Annotated in this window: 21 protein-coding genes; 7 read left to right on the top strand and 14 right to left on the bottom strand. The window is 68.7% G+C overall.

From position 1 onward, the window contains the following. Nucleotides 1–5: 5 nt before the first annotated feature. Nucleotides 6–1,136: an iron-containing alcohol dehydrogenase gene (locus tag A5767_RS00425; RefSeq protein WP_064851437.1), complete on the bottom strand. Its 1,131-nt coding sequence runs from the start codon at nt 1,134–1,136 to the stop codon at nt 6–8. A gap of 116 nt (nt 1,137–1,252) precedes the next feature. Further along, nucleotides 1,253–2,233: an ADP-ribosylglycohydrolase family protein gene (locus tag A5767_RS00430; protein WP_064851359.1), complete on the bottom strand. Its 981-nt coding sequence runs from the start codon at nt 2,231–2,233 to the stop codon at nt 1,253–1,255. 61 nt (nt 2,234–2,294) lie between these two features. On the opposite strand from A5767_RS00430, the gene A5767_RS00435 reads away from it, so the two are divergent. Beyond that, a complete protein-coding gene (locus A5767_RS00435; protein WP_024103645.1) occupies nt 2,295–2,960 on the top strand; it encodes an NUDIX hydrolase in 666 nt (221 codons plus the stop codon). A 30-nt stretch (nt 2,961–2,990) separates the two neighbouring features. On the opposite strand, the gene A5767_RS00440 is transcribed toward A5767_RS00435, so the two are convergent. Together A5767_RS00440 and A5767_RS00445 are read right to left on the bottom strand one after the other, a co-directional pair. Next, nucleotides 2,991–3,899 (bottom strand): pseudouridine-5'-phosphate glycosidase, encoded by a 909-nt coding sequence (locus tag A5767_RS00440; RefSeq protein WP_064851360.1) that lies wholly within the window; start codon nt 3,897–3,899, stop codon nt 2,991–2,993. A gap of 20 nt (nt 3,900–3,919) precedes the next feature. Continuing rightward, the gene (locus A5767_RS00445) at nt 3,920–4,480 is read right to left on the bottom strand and encodes a TIGR03086 family metal-binding protein (RefSeq protein ID WP_064851361.1); all 561 of its coding nucleotides are present in this window, start codon (nt 4,478–4,480) and stop codon (nt 3,920–3,922) included. A 36-nt stretch (nt 4,481–4,516) separates the two neighbouring features. On the opposite strand from A5767_RS00445, the gene A5767_RS00450 reads away from it, so the two are divergent. Beyond that, the gene (locus tag A5767_RS00450) at nt 4,517–5,389 is read left to right on the top strand and encodes a helix-turn-helix domain-containing protein (protein ID WP_064851362.1); all 873 of its coding nucleotides are present in this window, start codon (nt 4,517–4,519) and stop codon (nt 5,387–5,389) included. A gap of 155 nt (nt 5,390–5,544) precedes the next feature. Further along, nucleotides 5,545–5,820: a hypothetical protein gene (locus A5767_RS00455; RefSeq protein ID WP_064851363.1), complete on the top strand. Its 276-nt coding sequence runs from the start codon at nt 5,545–5,547 to the stop codon at nt 5,818–5,820. A 66-nt stretch (nt 5,821–5,886) separates the two neighbouring features. On the opposite strand, the gene A5767_RS00460 is transcribed toward A5767_RS00455, so the two are convergent. Next, the gene (locus A5767_RS00460; RefSeq protein WP_064851364.1) at nt 5,887–6,666 is read right to left on the bottom strand and encodes a maleylpyruvate isomerase family mycothiol-dependent enzyme; all 780 of its coding nucleotides are present in this window, start codon (nt 6,664–6,666) and stop codon (nt 5,887–5,889) included. A 57-nt stretch (nt 6,667–6,723) separates the two neighbouring features. Between A5767_RS00460 and A5767_RS00465 the strand changes: the two genes are divergently transcribed. After that, on the top strand, nt 6,724–7,161 hold the full coding sequence (locus A5767_RS00465; protein WP_442978718.1) for a PPOX class F420-dependent oxidoreductase: 438 nt from the start codon (nt 6,724–6,726) through the stop codon (nt 7,159–7,161). 78 nt (nt 7,162–7,239) lie between these two features. Here A5767_RS00465 and A5767_RS00470 read toward each other — a convergent pair whose 3' ends face one another. Beyond that, entirely contained in the window at nt 7,240–8,202 is a 963-nt protein-coding gene (locus A5767_RS00470; RefSeq protein ID WP_064851438.1) for an Acg family FMN-binding oxidoreductase, read from the bottom strand. Between the two features lie 102 nt (nt 8,203–8,304). On the opposite strand from A5767_RS00470, the gene A5767_RS00475 reads away from it, so the two are divergent. Both A5767_RS00475 and A5767_RS00480 read left to right on the top strand, forming a co-directional pair. After that, the gene (locus A5767_RS00475) at nt 8,305–8,502 is read left to right on the top strand and encodes a DUF4177 domain-containing protein (protein WP_006552868.1); all 198 of its coding nucleotides are present in this window, start codon (nt 8,305–8,307) and stop codon (nt 8,500–8,502) included. A gap of 90 nt (nt 8,503–8,592) precedes the next feature. Continuing rightward, nucleotides 8,593–10,197: an MFS transporter gene (locus tag A5767_RS00480; RefSeq protein ID WP_064851366.1), complete on the top strand. Its 1,605-nt coding sequence runs from the start codon at nt 8,593–8,595 to the stop codon at nt 10,195–10,197. A 63-nt stretch (nt 10,198–10,260) separates the two neighbouring features. Here A5767_RS00480 and A5767_RS00485 read toward each other — a convergent pair whose 3' ends face one another. Further along, nucleotides 10,261–10,743: a flavin reductase family protein gene (locus tag A5767_RS00485; protein WP_064851367.1), complete on the bottom strand. Its 483-nt coding sequence runs from the start codon at nt 10,741–10,743 to the stop codon at nt 10,261–10,263. A gap of 392 nt (nt 10,744–11,135) precedes the next feature. On the opposite strand from A5767_RS00485, the gene A5767_RS00490 reads away from it, so the two are divergent. Continuing rightward, nucleotides 11,136–11,795 (top strand): DedA family protein, encoded by a 660-nt coding sequence (locus A5767_RS00490; protein ID WP_064851368.1) that lies wholly within the window; start codon nt 11,136–11,138, stop codon nt 11,793–11,795. Between the two features lie 3 nt (nt 11,796–11,798). Here A5767_RS00490 and A5767_RS00495 read toward each other — a convergent pair whose 3' ends face one another. From A5767_RS00495 to A5767_RS00525, 7 genes are all read right to left on the bottom strand, one after another. Next, nucleotides 11,799–12,548 carry an energy-coupling factor transporter transmembrane component T family protein gene (locus tag A5767_RS00495; protein WP_064851369.1) on the bottom strand — a complete coding sequence of 250 codons (750 nt, stop codon included), beginning with the start codon at nt 12,546–12,548 and terminating at the stop codon, nt 11,799–11,801. Next, nucleotides 12,545–14,542 (bottom strand): ABC transporter ATP-binding protein, encoded by a 1,998-nt coding sequence (locus A5767_RS00500; RefSeq protein ID WP_197483169.1) that lies wholly within the window; start codon nt 14,540–14,542, stop codon nt 12,545–12,547. Before A5767_RS00500 ends, A5767_RS00495 begins: the two co-directional genes overlap by 4 nt. 29 nt (nt 14,543–14,571) lie before the next feature. Beyond that, nucleotides 14,572–15,348, bottom strand: a complete 777-nt coding sequence (locus tag A5767_RS00505; protein ID WP_442978719.1) for a DNA polymerase IV — start codon at nt 15,346–15,348, stop codon at nt 14,572–14,574. Between the two features lie 173 nt (nt 15,349–15,521). Next, nucleotides 15,522–16,322 carry an ABC transporter ATP-binding protein gene (locus tag A5767_RS00510; protein ID WP_064851371.1) on the bottom strand — a complete coding sequence of 267 codons (801 nt, stop codon included), beginning with the start codon at nt 16,320–16,322 and terminating at the stop codon, nt 15,522–15,524. Next, nucleotides 16,319–17,371 (bottom strand): FecCD family ABC transporter permease, encoded by a 1,053-nt coding sequence (locus A5767_RS00515; protein ID WP_064851372.1) that lies wholly within the window; start codon nt 17,369–17,371, stop codon nt 16,319–16,321. The genes A5767_RS00510 and A5767_RS00515 overlap by 4 nt, the downstream gene beginning before the upstream one ends. After that, a complete protein-coding gene (locus A5767_RS00520) occupies nt 17,368–18,387 on the bottom strand; it encodes a FecCD family ABC transporter permease (protein WP_064851439.1) in 1,020 nt (339 codons plus the stop codon). The genes A5767_RS00515 and A5767_RS00520 overlap by 4 nt, the downstream gene beginning before the upstream one ends. Before the next feature lie 20 nt (nt 18,388–18,407). After that, complete coding sequence (locus tag A5767_RS00525; RefSeq protein WP_039583813.1) at nt 18,408–19,445, bottom strand: iron-siderophore ABC transporter substrate-binding protein; 1,038 nt, start codon at nt 19,443–19,445, stop codon at nt 18,408–18,410. Nucleotides 19,446–19,528 lie beyond the last annotated feature (83 nt).

A 19,528-nucleotide genomic window follows, 5' to 3' on the forward strand; every position in this document is an offset into this window, starting at 1 on the left:
CGTCCTCACGCGTAGATCCGCCCGTAGAGTTCGCGGATCTCCTCGGCGGTCGGGATCCTCGGGTTGTTGTTCGGGGATCCCGACGCCAGCGCCTGCTCGGCCATGAGCGGGACCCTCTCGTCCCAGGTCTGCTTGTCGATGCCGTACGACTTCGGCGTCGGCACCTCCACGTCGCGGCACAATTCCTTCAGCGCGACGACCAGGTCGGCCGCGGCGGTCGCATCCGAGGCGTCCGCCGAAGCCGCGCCGAGCGCGCGAGCGCAGTCGGCATAGCGGGACTCGGCGGCATCCACGGAGAATTCGGTGACCGCGGGGAACAGCATGGCGTTCGACAGTCCGTGCGCGACGTGGAAGTGCGCGCCGATCGGCCGGCTCATACCGTGCACGAGGGCGACGCTGGAGTTGGAGAACGCGATGCCCGCCTGCGTGGCGGCCAGCATCATCCGCTCGCGAGCCTCGGCATCCTGCCCGTCCGCGTAGACGCGTTGCAGCACCTGTCCGATGGTGCCGATCGCGACGAGCGCGAGGCTGTCGGAGAACGGGTTCGCCTTCCTGCTGACATAGGCCTCGATGGCGTGGGTGAGTGCATCCACGCCGGTGTCCGCGGTCAGGCGCGGGGGCATCGTCAGGGTGAGCCGGTAGTCGACGATCGCAGCGACCGGCAGGAAGGCCAGGCCCGGGCACAGCATCTTCTCGTCGGTCTCGCTGTCGCTGATGACCGTGAACTGGGTTGCCTCCGAGCCGCTTCCCGCCGTGGTGGGCACGGCGATCACCGGTAGCGCCGGGCCGATGTTGTCGCGCGGCACCTTGTAGTCGCGCATGTGACCGCCCTGCCGGGCGAGCAGGCCGAGTGCCTTGGCCGTGTCCATCGGGCTTCCCCCACCGAACCCGATCACGCAGTCGGCGTCGTGCTCGGCGACCGCCGCGACACCCGCTTCGAGCGAGGCGGTGGTGGGGTCGGGCACGGTCTCGGCGAAGACTGCGGGGTGTAGCCCGGCGGCCTCGAGCTGCGCGACCATCCGATCCACCGCACCCGTGCCGACCAGGAACTTGTCGGTCACCACCAGGGGCCGGGCGAGTCCGAGTCCGGCGACGACCTCCCCGATCTCGTCGACGGCGCCCCCGCCGACGCGCATGATGCGTGGAAGTGCGATGGAAGCCACGTGCGATCCCTCCTCGAGTATCCGGCCGACGGCTCGTGTCTACCGCATCACAGCCGCGAGCGGAGGCATCCGGCGGATCTCGGGGAGTCTCAACTCTCGACGACCCGCAGTCCCGTGTCGCGCTCCCCCGAGCCCTTCCGCGCGGTGAGCAGTCCGAGGCGCTCGAGGTCGTCCGCACGGTAGCCCGGCCATCCGTGCAGCATGCGACGCCACCGCTCGGGCACCGCGGACGCCCCCCACCGGGCGCCGAGCAGTCCGCCCGCGATGGCTGCGACCGTGTCGGTGTCGTTGCCGGCGCGCACGGCAAGTTCGAGTGCCTCCGGCAGGTGTCCGGGGCCGTCGGTGCAGGCATGGGTGATCGCCCACCACGCGGCCTGCAGGGCGTGGACGACCCAGCCGTTGTTGTCGAACACGCGCGGACTCGGCGCGGTCTCCGCCTCGTCCAGCAGCGCCGTCCACCGCTGTGCGGCGGGCTGCGGCAAGTGGGTCAGCGCGACCCGCACCCCGTCGAAGGTGCCGTGGAGGACGGCGTGACGGATTGCGAACGACCACAGCCGGCACGCTTCGGAGGCCTGCTCGTCCGCGTGGGTGAGGCTGCTGATCGCATGCGCCGTGGACAGGCACCGCTCGGCGTCGTCGAGGTAGGCGAGCCCGACGGGTGCGGTGCGCATGAGCGATCCGTTGCCGCCGGTGCGTCCGGGGAGGCTGCGGGCGCGCGCCGTCATGGTGACGGCGGTGGGGCCCGCCTCGCGCAGGACGGCACGCGTCTGGTTGCCGATGTCCTTGGGGTTCGTGGCGTACCAGCGGAGGAACTGCGCCGCGACCGCGTCGAGTCCGGCGCCCTCACCGATGTCGACGCCGGTCGCCGAGACCTCGGCGATCGCGAGGGCCATGGAGGTGTCGTCGGTCCACTCACCGGGCGCGAACGGCCCGAGTCCGCCGCCGATCATGTCGATGGGCGTGGTGTCCGTCGGATACGTGAATTCGTATCCGGCCCCGAGTGCGTCGCCTGCTGCGGTGGCGAGCAGGACTCCGGCTGCCCGGTCGTTCTGTGCTGCGGTTGTTTCCATGAACCCCTCTATTCGATCAAGTCTGCGCTAAAGTTAGCGCATCAATGATTGAATGTCCATCATGGGCACACCGACCGACTCGACCGGCAGGTCGCTCACCGACTACCCGCGCCCCTCGGTGGCCGTGGACGTCGCCGTCCTCACCATCGACGAAGTACTGAAGGTACTGGTCGTCGAACGTCCCGACGGGACCTTCGCCCTGCCGGGCACCTTCCTGCACCCCGGTGAGCGACTCGCCGAGGCCGCCGAACGCGCCCTGCGCGACAAGGCCGGACTCACGGGTGTCGACTTCCACCAGCTGGCCATGCTCGACGATCCCGAGCGCGACGACCGCGGGTGGGTGCTGTCGATGGCCCACGGCGCCGCGGTGCCGGTCGCCGAGATCCCCGCCGAGGCGTATCTCGTGCCGACCACCGAGACCTCCGACCTCGCCTTCGACCATGCCGAGATCGTCGACCTGGCCGTCGCCGACCTGCGACGCCGGTACTCCGCCGAGGTCGACCCCGGCAACTTCCTCGGCGAGCAGTTCACCGTGCTCGACCTGCGGCTGCTGTACGAGACCGTCTATGCCCGCAGCTATCCCAAGGACACCTTCCGCCGGCACCTGCTGCACGGCCTCGAACCCACCGGCGAACTGCACAGGGAGGGCACGGGCCGGCCCGCCGAGATCTACCGCCGGCGCGGCACTCCCCTGCCGTCGTCCACCGCCGCCTTCCTCCTGCAGTGAGAAATCAGGCCGTCGGCCTGCAATGAAGAATCAGGACGCCAGCGCGTGCGCGATCTCCGCGGCGACCGCGACGTTCCCGCGATAGACCGCGACATTCGTCTCGAACGAGTGCCCCTCGGTGGCCCGGTGCATGTGTTCGAGCAGGAACGGGGTGATCGCCTTGCCGCGTGTCCCGGCCTCGGCTGCGGCGTGTTCGGCCTCGGTGAGCACGCGATCGTGCAGTTCCGGATCGATCTGAGCCTCGGCCGCCACCGGATTCCCGACGAGCACCGCCGCCCGCAGACCCAGCCCGTCCCGCGCCCGCGCCACCGCCGCGGCCTGCTCCGCCGACTCCACCTCGTCGACATCGCAGCCGCTGTCGCGCACATAGAAGCCGGGAAAACGCGTGGTCCGATAGCCGACCACGACCACCCCGAGCGTCTCGAGCCGTTCGAGTGTGGCAGGGATGTCGAGGACGGATTTGACGCCGCCGCTCACCACGAGGATCGGAAGTGTCGCCAGCGCAACGAGATCCGCGCTCTCGTCGAAGGTCGACGAAGCCCCCCGATGCACGCCGCCCAGGCCGCCGGTGGCGAATACGTCGATCCCGGCGCGATGCGCGAGCAGCGCCGTCGCCGACACCGTGGTCCCCCCGTGCAATCCCTTCGCCGCCGCGACCGGCAGGTCGCGGATACCGAGCTTGACGACCGGGACGTCCTCGGCACCGAGCATGCGGATCTGCTGTTCCGACAAACCGACCGTCGGCGTGCCGTCGACAACCCCGATGGTCGCGGGCAGCACCCCGGAATCGCGCAGACGTTTCTCGGCCTCGAGGGCGACCTCGACGTTGCGTGGCCGGGTGAGGCCGTGTGTGAAGATCGTCGATTCGAGCGCCACGACCGGCCGTCCGGCCGCGATCGCTTCGCGCACGTAGTCCGCGACGCGGATCGTTTCGCTCATACGACCGACGATAACGCGGCCTAACCGATCGACGCGGCCGTGCGACGTCCCATCTTCGCGAGGATCCGGGCCGTGCGGTCTGCGTCCTCGGGAACCGGCACCGCCGGAGCACAGACACCGTCCATGTAGAGCGCGTCGCCGAAACTGTCGGCGCCGGCCTCCATCCGGTCGAGTTCGGCGTCCGAGAAGGTCACATCGACCCCCGCGCTGCGTGCGATGTCCCAGCGATGCACGAGCATGTCCCAGAGGTAGAACTGTTCGAAGGTCGCACCCACCGTGGTCGGCCCGAAGTATCCGTCGTATGTCGTCGAGACGAACGAGTCGTCCGCGAGGATCTCGGCGATCCGTGCCGTGTGCGTCCTCCACGCCTCGACAGGACGGTCGGTCTCGGGCCGCTCCCCCATCTCGACGCCGCGCCCGGCGAAGAAGTCCCGCTGCGTGTCGATGATGTGGGCCAGGACGTCGCGCGCCGTCCACCCCTCACACGGCGATTGCGCATCCCAGTCGGTGCCGCGGAGCGACGAGATCACGTCGGTGAGCGGCTTGTCGGCCTCTGCGTGTCGCAGTGCTGTTGTATTCATGACTCGATACTGACGACCGGCGAGCGTGAGGTATTGATGAAACCCGACGGCGGCGACCCCCTCGGCGGTCGCGACGGCACCGACCGCGTCGGCGGTCGCGACGGCACCGAACGTGCCCACCTGAAGGATCCGCACGACGCCTCGCACACCATCCACCGTTATCCCGCCGCTTCCGACCTCACGGATCTGATGCAGCGGTACTGGATTCCCGTGTGGTCGGTGCCGGCCGGGCGGGAGGCACCCCAGCGGGTGCTGCGCTATCCGGTCTGCCAACTGGTGGTTGCGCACGATTACGCGCGCTTCTACGGTGTCGAACACGGACTGTCCACGGTCACCCTCACCGGCGAGGGCTGGGCGGTCGGGTCCATGCTCAGCCCGGCGGCCGGGGCACTGCTCACGGGCACCTCGCTCGCGGCGTTCACCGACCGGGCCGTCGACCTCACCGATGTCCTCGGCGATGCCGGCGCGCGTCTGATCACGCGGGTTCGGGAGGCGATGGCGCACGGCCCGGACTCTCGCGAGTCGCACCGCGCCGCGACGGAGGCGTTCGACGACGTGCTGCACGCCCATCTGCCGATCGATGAGGAGGGGCGACTGGTCAACCGGGTGGTGGCGTTCGTCGAGGAGAACTCCGACGTCCTGCGGGTCGAGCAGGTGCGCGCGGAGTTCGGTCTCGGCGAGCGCGCGCTGCAACGCCTCGTCCAGCGACGGATCGGGCTGACCCCGAAGTGGCTGATCCAGCGGCGGCGACTGCAGGAGGCCGCCGGTCGCCTGCGCGAGAAACCCGGTTCGTTGTCGGAGGTCGCCGCGGTCCTCGGTTACGCCGACCAGCCGCATTTCGTACGTGATTTCGCGAGGGTCATGGGCATGACGCCGGGCGCGTTCGCGGCTCGCTACGGCGGTGGATGATCGCCCTTGTCGGACAGGTCCGTCGGATTCGGGCGGGTGTACCACATAGTGGAAGGTCCTAAACCTGCGACGCTTCTCGATCAGGTGAATGTAACGAAGCGCACAGTGAAGACGACCTACCTGTCGAAGCACGAGAAGGAACGAAGGGGTTCATCGTGGGACACGACCGCCTACTTTTCATCGGACGTCCGGATGCGGACGAGGTCGCGCACTGGAGCGCTCTGCGCGAACTCGCTCCTCAGCGAGGATGGAAGCCCACCCGGACGTTCGAGCCCGGCGAAGTCGCCTGGGCCGTGGCCGCCGGTAGCGCCTTCGAGCAGTCCGGACCGATCGCCGAGGTGATCCATTCGCTGCAGGAAGCTCATATTCCCTGCACCAGCGCACTCGACGCGATACGCCACGCGTACTCGGCCTCGCGCCTGTCGGTCTGACTCGCAGGCGGGTAGCCGCGCCTCAACGTCGCGGTGCGGCCACCCGCTGTGCGTTCTGCCTTCGGGCTACCCGAAGGGACTGACGTTGAGCCAGGACGCCAGGAACCCGGTGTCGCCGAAGACCTCCACGTCGGCTGCCTCCACAGCGCGCCGACGATAGAGCACCAACAGCAGTTCCGTCAGCGGTCCGCGTACCGCCACGGCACACTTCTCGTGGGCATGCCGCCACGCGAAGTCCTCGCCGGTCAGGTCCACGACCCACTCCGCCGACGTGTCCGTCGCGTGGAAGTGCAGCGTCCGGTCGGGTCCGTGCAACGCGCGGTGCCGTTCGACATCGAGTCGTGGCCAGGTGACGACCGCCAGGTCGAGCCATTCGTCCACGCAGTCCACCGCAAGATCGTGGGCCGGCTCGAAGTCCGCTCCCAGTGCGAGTGCAGCGTCGGCGCGATGCACCACGGTCTCGTGGGCGAAGCGTCGGGCGAAGAACTCCGGGGTCTTCTTGCCACCCGGGATCGGTGTCCACACCCGCATGTTCGGACCGACCTCCCGCAACGCGGCCCCGAATTCGCGCGCTCCTTCCCGTAACCACGGAATCAGCTCGTCCGGATCCTCGTCGACGTAGTCCGCCAACTCCCGCATCGCGCGGTCGGTGCGCGGCATCGCCCCTTCACCGCGGACCGCCTCGCTCGCCCAGCGGTGGCCGTAGCCGATGTGCCGGGCGAGCTGACCGAGGTTCCATCCCGGGCACGACGGCACCGGTGTGGTCATGTCCTGCCCGGCCAGTGAGTCCACCAGCAGTTCCGTCTGTTCGACGATCTCTCCGCAGTAACGCGCGTAGTCCAGCATGCCTACCCTTCGTGCTCGGCCCGATACCCGCCCCGATTCTGCACGGTCGGCCGTAGTCTGGGCGCCATGCTGGCCGACGAGAGCGCACTCGAAGCCCTGTTCCCTCCCACCGGTGTCGCTGTGCTCGCGACGATCAAGCGCGACGGGCGACCCCAGTTGTCGAACGTCACCTACCGGTACGAGCCCGCGACCCGCACGTTCTCCGTCTCCATCACCGACGACCGGGCAAAGACCCGGAACGTGCGCCGCGACCCGCGTGTGAGCCTGTTCGTCGACTCCGACGACAAGTGGTCCTACGCCGTCGCGGAGGGCGAGGCCGAACTGTCCCCGGTAGCGGCCGATCCTCACGACGACACCGTCGAGCAGCTCGTCGAGTTGTATCGAGCGGTGCAGGGCGAGCATCCGGACTGGGACGACTTCCGGGCCGCGATGGTCGCCGATCGCAGGTTGCTGCTGCGTGTACGGGTCTCCCGCTTCTACGGCGCCGCCCGCTGATCCGGGCTTTTGTTGTCCTCGAACGATTCTGGTGGTTTCGACGTCGCTGAGCGCGGTCGGGAACACCGAAGTTCGGGATCAGGATTGCTTGCGGAACAGAATCGCGGAAGTCGGACGGCGCGGCGTCGTCGCATCCGGACCCGGTCCCGCGCGTACACCGACCCGGATCATCACTTGCGGCACGCCCTCGATGCGGGCCGTTTCCCGCAGGAACGCACGTGAGGATTCGGATTCCGTCAGGTGCGTGACGGAGCAGGTGGCCAGTCCACGGGCGGTGCACGCGAGGAGCACGGCCGATAGGGCTTCACCGCTCCGCAGCCAGTCGAGCCGCGTGTCCGTCGTGGTCGACAGGAGAAGTATCGCGGCTCGGTCCTCCGCCTCTGCCGACTCGCCGGTCGCGTTGCCGGGAGGGAACTCCCGCTCCGTCGCCACCGTGCGCCGTCGCGGTGGGAGTGCGTCCGGAGGTATTCCGTCCGGGTACATCCCGTGCCCGGCCCACCAGGAAAGTTCCGTCTGGTAGGCCGCATCGGAGCGACGCTCACCGCCGATGCGACGGGACAACTCTTCCAGTGCAGGTCGCTCGTGTTCGGCGATGGCACTCAGGCGGACACCCGCGGGCTCGGCGAGCATCTGCAGAGCGCTCTCGGTCCGAGCCCACTCCTGCGGAGCGCCCATCGGTAACCGCTCGGTACGTCGGCGGCCGATTGCCTCTGCCATCCGGAGGTCGGTGTCGGTCACCGCGTCAACTCGGCGGAAGCGCAGCGTCGCGAGACAACGACGATTCGTCGCGTCCGGCATTCGTTCGACCACCGTGGCCCAGTGCCGGGCGGTGAGCGCAACCCGCAGATGGTGCAGCACTGCTCCACAGGACAACAACATCTGACGACCGGACGGATCGGTGGCCGGAAGGATGCGATCACTGTCGCTGAACAGCGCAAGCTCGTCCGCGTCCAGAGTCCACCGCCACGGCTGACTGTTGTGAAGCGACGGCGCGCGACTCGCGAGCGCAACTGCCGACTCGAGAGTCCGACCGTCCGGCATCGTCTCCACTGCTGCCTCCGGGTTTCGGAAACGTCACCTTCCAGTGTCACGTACAGGTCGGATTTCGACGAGATTCTCGCGGGACGACCGTAAGCTGAACGGGTGTACTCGTACAAGGTGATCGAGATCCGCGAGGGCATGCTCGGCGGGAAGATGTCCGGCGGCAAGCTCGAGAAGATCCTCAACGATCATGCCCGAGATGGGTGGCGCCTGAAGGCGATCACCTCCGCCGACATCAAGGGACGGATCGGTCCCGGTGGCGTCGAGGGAATGCTCGTGACGTTCGAACGCGAAGAATAGAAGTCATGTCGCAGTGGATGCCGGTGCCCACCGGTAGCGGCAGTAGCTCCTGTCGGCCGTCGCCGGCGACCTGAGCCGAAGGACGGACAGGTGTCGTCGCAGCCGGAGGTCCGCTCGGGTTCGACACTGGTACTCGCAGTGCTGGCGTCGGGCCAGTTCCTGATGACGCTCGACAGCTCGGTGATGAACGTGTCGATGGCGACCGTCGCGCAGGACGTCGGCACCACGATCACCGGCATCCAGACCGCGATCACCCTCTACACCCTGGTGATGGCATCCTTGATGATCACCGGGGGGAAGGTCGGTACGATCCTCGGTCGACGTCGCGCGTTCGGTGTCGGACTGGTCATCTACGGCATCGGCTCGTTCACGACCGGACTCGCCCCGAACCTCGCGGTCCTACTGGTGGGCTGGTCGTTGCTCGAAGGCATCGGCGCGGCCCTGATCATGCCGGCGATCGTCTCGCTCGTCGCGGCCAACTTCGCTCCCGAGCGACGTTCCGCAGCGTACGGTCTGGTGGCGGCGGCCGGTGCGTCGGCAGTGGCTGTGGGGCCGTTGCTGGGCGGGGCCGTCACGACGTTCGCGTCGTGGCGCTACGTCTTCTTCGGTGAGGTCGTCCTGGTAGTGCTGATCCTGCTGGTGCTGCGCCGCATCGAGGACGTTCCCCCTCATCGCGTCCACCTCGACCTCGTGGGATCCGCACTGTCCGTGCTCGGTCTGGGATCCGTCGTCTACGGCGTCCTGCGCTCGAGCGAGTGGGGCTGGGTACGGGCCGAGCCGGGCGCACCCGCCGTACTGGGCCTGTCCCCGGTCATCTGGCTTCTCGTCGCGGGCTCGCTGGTGCTCTATGCATTCGTGCGATGGCAGAACGCTCTCATGAGCAAGGGCCGCGACCCGCTGGTCGATCCGGGGCTGTTCGCCAACCGACAGCTCGTCGGTGGTCTGACGATGTTCTTCGCGCAGTTCGCGGTGCAGGCCGGAGTCTTCTTCTCCGTCCCTCTCTTCCTGTCGGTCGTACTCGAACTCAGCGCAGTCGAGACAGGTGTCCGAATCCTGCCGTTGTCGATCGCGCTGGTGCTGGCCGCAACGGTGATCCCGAAAATGCGACCCCACGCCGATCCCCGACGTGTGGTGCGTATGGGCCTGGGTTCGATGATCCTGGGGATCCTGATCCTCGTTGCCGGTATGGACCCGGGTGCCGATGCGGCCGTGGTGTCGATACCGATGTTGTTGATGGGTCTCGGCCTGGGGGCGCTGGCTTCCCAGCTCGGCGCGGTCACGGTCTCGTCGGTACCGGATTCCCAGAGCGCCGAGGTCGGCGGTTTGCAGAACACCGCAACGAATCTCGGGGCGTCGCTGGGCACCGCACTGATCGGATCGATCCTGATCGCCACCCTCACCACATCGGTCGTTGCCGGAATCGAGGACAACTCCGACATCCCGCCGTCGGTGCAGCAGCAGGCGACGACCGAGCTGGCCACCGGTGTGCCGTTCCTGTCCACGACCCAGTTGCGGGCCGGGCTCGACGAGGCGGGTGTCGACCCGTCCACCACGGAAGCACTCGTCGCGGTCAACGCCGACGCGCGACTCGAAGGGCTACGCGCCGCGTTCGCCGTAACAGCACTGCTCGCGATCGCAGCGCTGTTCGGGACCGGACGGCTGCCGCGACGACCGGTCGGAACGCCCCCGCCATAGAAGACTTCGGTGGTTCCAGCCCCTTTGAGCGGGCCGGAACCACCGAAATCGTTCGTCTGTGGGTCAGGACGCGAGCAAGCGGCGGAACGAGCTGCGGTGGAACACGATGGGCTCGACGTCGGAGTCGGTGAGCAATTCGTTGATGCGCAGCACCACGATGGCGTGATCGCCCGCCGGAACCTCCTGCTCCACGGTCACGTCCATGCGCACGCTCGTGCCCGGGACGAACAGGGCGCCGCCCTCGCGGCTCTCGATGTCGATGCCGGCGAAGCGGTCGCCGTTCTTCGCGGCGAGCACCCGCGCCGCACCGTCGTGTTCCTCGCTGAGCACGCTGATGCCCAGGTGCGGGAGCGACGACAGTCGCGGCCATGTGGTCGAGGTGTTCTGCACGCAGAACGAGACGAGCGGCGGGTCGAGCGAGACCGGCACGAAAGTGCTCGCCGCCATCCCGATCCGCTCCCCGTCCACCTCCGCGCAGATCGCGACGACGCCCGACGGGACGTGCGCGAATGCCTGACGCAGAGACGGTCCGTCGAGAGTGGTCATGAGGCGGCCTCGTTTCGGAGTGCGGCGGACAGCACCGGCGACCAGCGTTGTCCGCGATACGGGTATCGGTTGTGTAGGTCGAATCGTGAAGATACAGGCCAGAGGCCGGGGTGTAGCGCCCAGTTCTACCACCGAGTGTGATCACATCCACAACGTGATCGGGCTCTCGCCTGGTGAGAGCCGTGGCGAGGCGGGGCTCCGGCGTCGAGGGTTCGGGATGCGGGCTTCGGGTTGCCCGCGACGACAACGATCGTCACTGGAGTTCACCTTCCGGGTCGGCCCTCCGGCGGAGAGCGAAGTACACCGCCATCCTTCTCCCCGGCCACACGGACCGGAACCGTTTCGATCCGTACGAACGGAAACCTCGACGCCCCCTCGGTAGGGTCGGGTGGATGAGTGTCGCGGATTCACAGTCAGCCCCCACGGACGGTCTCGCAGGATGGGCGCTCGAGTTGATGGATCGCCTCGGCGGTGTCGGCGCCGGCATCGCGATCGCTCTCGAGAACTTCTTTCCGCCGCTTCCCAGCGAGGTCATCCTGCCGCTCGCCGGGTTCGCCGCGAGCCTGGGAAGTTTCACCCTCTTCGGTGCGCTGTTCTGGACGACCCTCGGTTCCGTGGTCGGTGCTCTCGGTCTGTATTCGATCGGCCGTTGGGTGGGTGAGGACCGGATCCGCGCGGTCGTGCGAAAGCTGCCGCTCGTCGACGTCGAGGATCTCGATCGTTCGACCGCGTGGTTCGAGCGACACGGACGCAAGGCTGTCTTCTTCGGCCGGATGGTGCCCGTCTTCCGCAGTCTCATCTCCATCCCCGCCGGTGTCACGCAGATGCCGATCTGGCAGTTCCTGGCCTTCACCACCGCGGGCAGTCTGATCTGGAACTCGATCTTCGTGCTGGCCGGCTATCAACTCGGCGAGAACTGGAGCGCGGTGGAACCGTATGCCTCGGTGCTGCAGTACGTCGTGATCGCCGTCGTCGTCGCGGTAATCGCCTACGGGCTCGTCCGTCGCATCCGCTCGCGCGCGAAGAACACCGCTTCGGACAACCGCAACTGACGGTCAGCCCCACACGGTGATCGCAGTGCATGCACCCGCGACGACCAGGACGGTGACGACGTCTCCGAGCCGCAGTCGCAGTGGCGGGCGGGTCGCCGATCGTGGTCCCCGCACCGACAGTGCATCGCCGAGATCGCGGACCTGCCGCATCGACACCGACACCACCGCGCCGACGGAGTCGGCCACCTCCTGCCACCATCCCGCCGGATTGCGGATGCCGGTCCGGCCGCGGACCTTGCGCGCAGCGAACAGCACCCGCATCTCGGCACGCACGGTCGGCAGCATCCGCAGTGCCAGCGCGCACACCGTCACCCATTCGTCGACGGGTAGCCGCAACAGTCGCAGCGGGGCGAACAACACGGGCAGGGCGTCGACGAGGTCGGACAGTCGCGTCGTCCACCCCACCAGCGACGCGAGGACCAGCAGCCCCACGCCGAGCAGGATCGTCCGGACGTAGGCGGTGAGTCCGCCACCCGCGGCGTTGAGCACCAGGCCGACGGCGAGGACCGCGAACACCCACCACGGAATCGTCGGGACCACCCCGCGCGGGATCCGCGCGACGAGCACGCCCGCGACCAGCACGGCGAGCAGGATGGCGAGTCCGGTCCAACTCGGAGCGAAGCTCACCGCCACCGACAGCGCCGCTGCCGACAGCACCTTCGTCCCGGCCCACACCCGGTGCAGGGGTGTCTCCCGCGGCACGGGCCGCAGCAGGATGACGGGGCGGCGCTGCCGCGTACGTGTGCGACTCATGCGATCACCGCTCCCGTCTGCTCCACGATGCGTCCGTCCTCGAGCACCACGGTGCGTGAACACACCTCTTCCATTCCGTGCAGGTCGTGGGAGATGACGACGACGGTGACGTGCTCGACCGCGCGTAGATGAGCGAGGATCGACACGACCTCGCGGCGGCCCTGCAGGTCCAGGCCGGCCAGCGGTTCGTCGAGCACGAGCACCCGCGGTGTGCGGGCGAGTTGGGCCGCGATCGCGACCCGCCGCATCTCGCCTCCGCTGAGCCGGTCGATCGGCCGGTCGATCAGTTCGGGACGCAGACCCACCCGGTGCAGGACGGCGGCGACGTAGCCGCGGTCGGTGTGCGGAAGTCCGGCCACCTCGGAGATCTCCTGCGCGACGGTCGGTCGCTGCAACTGGAGGCGGGCCTGCTGGAAGACCATGCCCACCTCCCCGTGCAGGTCGGCGGTCGGGGTGTCGTGCAGTACGGCCGTTCCGTGGGTGGGACGCATCAGGCCGGCGACGATCCACGCGAGCGTGGACTTTCCCGAACCGTTCTCCCCGACCACCAGCACCCCTTCGCCGCGGCAGATCGTAAGCGAGACGTCGCGCAGGGCGGTGTGCGCCCAGGGTGTGCCGGCCGCGTAGACGTGCGTGACGTCGCGTAGTTCGAGGATCGGCTGTGGGAAGGACGGGGCGGTCGCCAGGACTGGCGACGGCAGTGGCTGCGGCGCAACCCGCGGGACGATCCGGCCGTCGGCGATGTGCACGACGCGGTCTGCGGCGCGGGCCTCGTCGTCGAGGTGGGTGACGAGCACGACCGCGGTGCCGTCCCGAGCGACGTCGGCGAGCAGGCGGATCAGCTCCGCGCGGCTGTCGGCGTCGACCATCGCGGTGATCTCGTCGGCGATGAGCAGTGCGGGTCGCCGGGCCAGAGCGCCCGCCAGTGCCAGTCGCTGCAGTTGCCCGCCGGACAGATCCTCCGTGGCGCGATCCTCCATTCCGACCAGGCCGACGCGGGCGAGCAGATCTTCGACGTCGACGTCGTCGATCCCCCACCGCAGGTCCTCGGCGACCGTGCGACCGAGCACCTGACTCTCGGGATGCTGGAAGATCATCGCGGTGCCACCGGGGCGTCCCGGCCCGACGGATCCGGGACGGTCGACCAGGCCGACGGTCGGCTCGAGTCCCGCGAGCAGCCGCACGAGTGTCGACTTGCCCGAGCCGTTGCCGCCGACGATCGCGACGAACTCTCCCGGTTCGATCGTGAGGTCGATGTCCGACAGGGCGTCGCGCTCGGTTCCCGGATACCGGTAACCGACCAGACGCAGTGCGACGGGCAGCGGAGCCGGGTCGGCTGTGGGGTCCTGCTCGGGCCAATCGATCGATCGGGTCGCCCACGTACTGCGCAGGGCGACCACCCGGAAGATCCCGAAGCACAGCAGTGCGGTGCCCACGGTCCCGACCAGCACTGCGCCACCGATCCACACCCACCACAGCCGCACCATGATCTCGAGGGTCCGGTCCCAGGTGTCGACGAACTGCTGGCCGGCCCCCGCTGCCTCGAACGCCTGGAGCGTGCCGCGCATCGAGGCTTCCAGTGCCTCGAGCAGCAGCACCCGGGTCCGGTCGAACAGCAACAGCAGACCGCAGGCGGCGGCCGCGAGCAGCAGCCCGGCCGGGATGGATCCGGCCAGCACCGCGAGCACCGCCGCGTGACCCCACCGCCTGTGCGCGAACCCGACGAGCGTTCCGATCCCGGAGAGGACGACGACCGCGGCGACGGCGAACGGCCCACCGGCCACGAGCGCCACGACACCGGCGGCGACCGTCGCAGCGACGATCGCGCGCAGGCGGCCGGTGGCGCCGAGGAAGGCGACGGGGAGCGCCACGAGCACCTGGGCGACACCGACGGGTATCAGTCCCGCGACGACCGACAGCACAGCCGTCAACGTCCCGAAGACCGCCGCTGCGGCGGCCTCCGGTGGTCGTAGAGGTCCCCGTGTCCTGGTCACCGATCGCACCGGGTCCAGTCTGCCAGCCGCTAGTGCGACCGCACGTTCTCCGGTGGCGTCATCTCCACCCGCACTCCGACGAGCCGGACCTCCCGCTCGTGATCGAACCGGTCGAGCAGTCCGACGGCGGCATCCGTGACGGTCGCGAGATCCGTGGTGGGCGATGGAAGAGCGACGCTCGCGGTGTGGGTGACGAACGGCGCGTAGCGGATCTTCAGCGCGACCCGCACTCCCTCACGCCTCTCACCTCGGACGTCGTCGACGGCCCGCGCCGCGAGGTCGCGCACGCACTCGGTGATCGCGTTCCAGTCGCCGACATTGTGTTGGAAGGTCGTCTCCCGACTGCGCGACCGCGCCACCCACGGTTCCGCCGACACCTCCGTCGAACCCGCACCGGCGCCGAGGCCGACGAGCCACGGACCGATCTTGGGTCCGAACCGCGCTGCCATCTCGTCGACCGGGGCACGCGCCAGCTCGCGGACCGTGCGGATGTCCATGTCGTCGAGTTTCTTCACCGTGCGCGCGCCGATGCCCCACAACGAGTCGGGTGAGCGCTCCCCCATCACCGCGAACCAGTTGTCGCGCGTCAACCGGAAGATCCCGCGGGGCTTGCCGAAACCCGTCGCGATCTTCGCGCGCAGAACGTTGTCGCCGATCCCGACGGAACAGTGCAACCCGGTCGCGTCGAGCACGGCGGCCTGCACCTCGCGCGCGAACGCTTCCGGATCGGAGGTTTGCACGCCCATGAACGCCTCGTCCCAGCCGAGCACGTCGACGACCGTGCCGAAGCCGCGAAGGGTGTCCATCACGACCCTGCGAGACCTCGTTGTAGGTGTCGGCGTCGACGGATCGGACGTGCCCATCCCTCATAGGTTCGCGCGATCGATCCCCCCGGCCACGACGGCGCATTCGCTACGACTTCTGCTATCCGCTGCAGAAATTTCCGTAGCGGATGGCGATTCTTGTAGCGGATGGACGATCACATGATGTGGTGCCGCCCCACGGGCAGGACGAGCGGCTTGCCGGAGACCGGATCGGAGATGACGCGGCTGTCCAGACCGAAGACCGCTTTCACCGTCTCCCCGGTGAGCACGTCCGAGGGGTCCCCCGACGCGTAGATGCTGCCGTCGGCCATCGCGACGAGGTGGTCGGCGTACCGCGCGGCGAGGTTGAGGTCGTGCAGCACCATCACGATCGTCGTGCCGCGATCGCGGTTGAGGTCGGTGAGCAGGTCGAGGACCTCCACCTGGTGGCTCACGTCGAGGAAGGTGGTGGGTTCGTCGAGCAACAGAAGGTCGGTCTGCTGCGCCAGCACCATCGCGATCCACACGCGCTGCCGCTGACCGCCCGACAGTTCGTCCACGGAACGCTCGGCGAGTTCGGTGGTGTGGGTGGCGGCGAGTGCATCGGCCACGGCCGCGTCGTCCTCGCGGCTCCAGCGTGAGAGCACCCGTTGATGAGGATGCCGACCGCGGCCCACGAGGTCGGCGACGACGATGCCCTCGGGTGCGATCGGCGACTGCGGCAACAGACCGAGGGTGCGGGCGAGTTTCTTGGCGGGCAAGCGGTGGACGTCCTTGCCGTCGAGCAGGACGTGCCCGCCGCGCGGCGACAACAATCGCGACATCGACCGCAGCAGCGTCGATTTCCCGCACGCGTTGGCACCGACGATGCACGTGATCCGCCCCGGCGGCACCTGCAGGTCGAGGTTCTCGACGACGGTGCGGTTGCCGTAGCCGAGTTCGAGGTTCTCGGCGATCAGGGCGTGCGTTGCGGTCACAGCGAGCCTCCCGCGCGGTTGGAGCGAATGATGAGGTAGACGAGATAGGGCGCGCCGAGCGCACCCGTCACCACCCCCACCGGGTAGCGCGTGCCGAAGGCGTACTGGCCGACGAAATCCGCGACCAGCACGAGCAGCGCCCCGACGAGTGCCGCCGGGACGAACAGCGACGTGCCCCGCCCCACGATCCGCGCGGCGATCGGGCCGGACAGGAAGGCGACGAACGCGATGGGTCCGGCCGCGGCGGTGGCGAACGCGATGAGCCCGACCGCGGAGACGATCGCGAACACCCGCGTGCGTTCGACCCGCACGCCGAGTGCCTGCGCCGCGTCGTCGCCGAGCTGGACCATCGACAGGTTGCGTGTCTGCACGAGCAGCACGGGCCCGAGCACCAGGAGGGCGACGACGACGGGCACCGTCGCACCCCACGTCGCACCGTTGAGGCTGCCGGTGAGCCAGCGCATCGTCTCCTGCAGATCCCACGTCGCCGCGGTGCTCAGGAGGTAGGACGTGACGCTGTCGAGCATGGCGGCGATACCGATGCCGATGAGGATCAGGCGCGTGCCCGCCACCGCGCCGCGATAGGACAGTCCGTAGATCAGGAGAGCCACGGCGAGACCGGCGACGATCGCGACGACCGACACCCCGGTGCCACCGAGTCCGAGCACGATGATGGCGAAGGCCGCCGCGGCGCTCGCGCCGGAGCTGATGCCGATGATGTCGGGGCTCGCGAGCGGATTGCGCAGCATCGTCTGGAAGGTGATGCCACCGAGGCCGAAGCAGATGCCGGCGACCACCGCGAGGACCGCGCGGGGAAGCCGCAGGCGGCCGACCGTGAAGTTCGCACCGGCCACGTCCTGTCCGAGGACGACGCGCAGCACGTCCGCGGGCGGATAGAACGTCCGGCCGAACATCAGACTCGCCGCGAAGGCCGCGACCACGAGGGTTGCGAGCACGGCGATGACGAGACGGCGTCGGCGTCCGCGCCGTATCCGGCTCGCGGCGAGGTCGTCGATGCCGGTGTCGATGGTCTCGAGTGTGGCGGTCACAGTTCGCGCAGTTTCTGCCGTCGGACGATGTACACGAAGAAGGGCGCTCCGATGAGCGCGGTGATGATGCCGACGTCGATTTCGGCGGGTCGCGCCACGATGCGGCCGACGACATCGGCGGCGGTGAGCAATCCCGCGCCGACGAGAGCGGAAAACGGCAGCAACCACCGGTTGTCGATGCCGATGAGCAACCGGCACAGGTGCGGCACGACGAGGCCGACGAACGCGATGGGACCGGCGATGGCGGTCGCCGCCCCGCACAACAGCACCGCACCGAGCGAGGCGATGCCGCGGGCGAGGGCGACCCGTTCGCCGAGACCGGCGGCCATGTCGTCACCGAGCGCGAGCGAATTGAGGCTGCGCGCCGACAGCAGGCAGATGGCGAAGCCGACGACGAAGAACGGCAACGCCTGGGAGATGGCGTCGAAGTTCGCTCCACCCACGCCACCGATCTGCCACGACCGCACACTGCCGGCGATGTCGCCGCGCGGCAGGATCACGGCGGTGACGAACGACGCGAGCGCCGCCGAGGTGGCGGCACCGGCGAGGGCGAGCTTGAGGGGTGTCGCTCCCCCACGCCCGAGCGACCCGATCGTGTAGACGAACACCGCAGCGGCGGCGGCACCGATGATCGCGACCCAGATCATCGACGTCTGCGTCCACAATCCGAACCATGCCATGCCGATCACGACGGCGAGCGAGGCACCCATGTTGACTCCGAGAATGCCCGGGTCCGCCAAGGGATTACGGGTCACCCCCTGCATCACGGCGCCGGCGAGACCGAGCGCCGCGCCGACCAGCATCGCGAGCACCGTGCGCGGGATGCGTTTGGCGATCGCGCCCTGACCGATGTTGTCGGTGGCGCCGCCGAGGGCCGCGACGATGTCGGCCCAGTCGACGTTGCGCGAACCGATCGTGATCGATGCGATCACCAGCAGGACGAGCACACCGAGCAGAACGAGAAGCCAGACGGAATTGCCGATGGTCGAGCGCCCCTTCTCGGAGGCGCTCGGCATCGACTCGTCGTGTAGTGCGGTCACTCCGCGTTCGTCTTGGCAGCTGCGTCGGAGAGCAGCTGGACGTAGTCGGACAGAACCCAGGAGATCGCCAGCGGCGTCGGGTTCGCTGCGGTGCCGAGCGGCCCGGAGCCGTCGAGGAAGACGATCGAGCCGTTGCGGACGGCGGGCATCTGCGACAGCAGCGGGTCGGCCTCGAGCGCGTCGACGAGTTCCTGGTCGCCGTAGGTGACGATGATCTGCACGTCGTCGAAGACGTCGACCTGCTCGGCGCTGACCTTCTTGGAGAAGGCGTCGTCGGTGGAGGCGTCCGCGACGCTCTTCGGGGTGGCCAGTCCGAGGTCCTCGAAGAAGGCGGCGCGGGTGTCGTTGGCGGTGTAGAAGCTGACCTGGCTCAGGTCGGCGGTGTCGACGTGGGTGAGGAACATCGTCGCCTTGCCCTCGAGTTCGGGGTGGGCGGCGGCCGCGTCGGCGATCTCCTGTTCGAGGCTCGCGACGAGCTCCTCGCCCTCCTCGGCCATGCCCAGGCCGGCGCTGTTGAGCTCGATCATGTCGCGCCACGAGGTGGCCCAGGGAGCCTCCGGGTACGCGACGACGGGAGCGATCTCGCTGAGGGTCTCGTAGTCCTCCTGCGTCAGACCGGAGTAGGCGGCGAGGATGACGTCGGGGTTCGTGTCGGACACGGCCTCGAAGTCGATGCCGTCGGTCTCGTCGAACAGCACGGGGGTCTCGGCGCCGAGTTCCTCGAGACGTTCCTCGACCCACGGCAGCATGCCGTTGCCGTCGTCGTCACCGAAGTTGGCGGCTGCCATACCCACGGGTACGACGCCGAGCGCGAGCGGCACCTCGTGGTTGGCCCAGTTGACCGTGGCGACGCGTTCGGGTTTCTCGTCGAGAGTGACGGTGCCGAGCGCGTGCTCGATGGTGATCGGGTACTCGCCCGAACCGGCGGAGCCGGAGTCGGCGGTGTCCGAGGAGTCGGAGGATCCACAGGCGGTGAGACCGAGGGCGACCGCGACGGATGCGGCGGCGATCGTCAGGAGGCGCTTCGAACGCATGGAGGCAGAACTCACTCTCGTACGGGGTGGGGGCTCGGCCTTACCACCGGCGGCAGTTAGGCGAGGTTTGCCTAAACCGTAAT

Source organism: Rhodococcus sp. 852002-51564_SCH6189132-a, assembly GCF_001665495.1.
GTDB lineage: Bacteria > Actinomycetota > Actinomycetes > Mycobacteriales > Mycobacteriaceae > Rhodococcus > Rhodococcus pyridinivorans.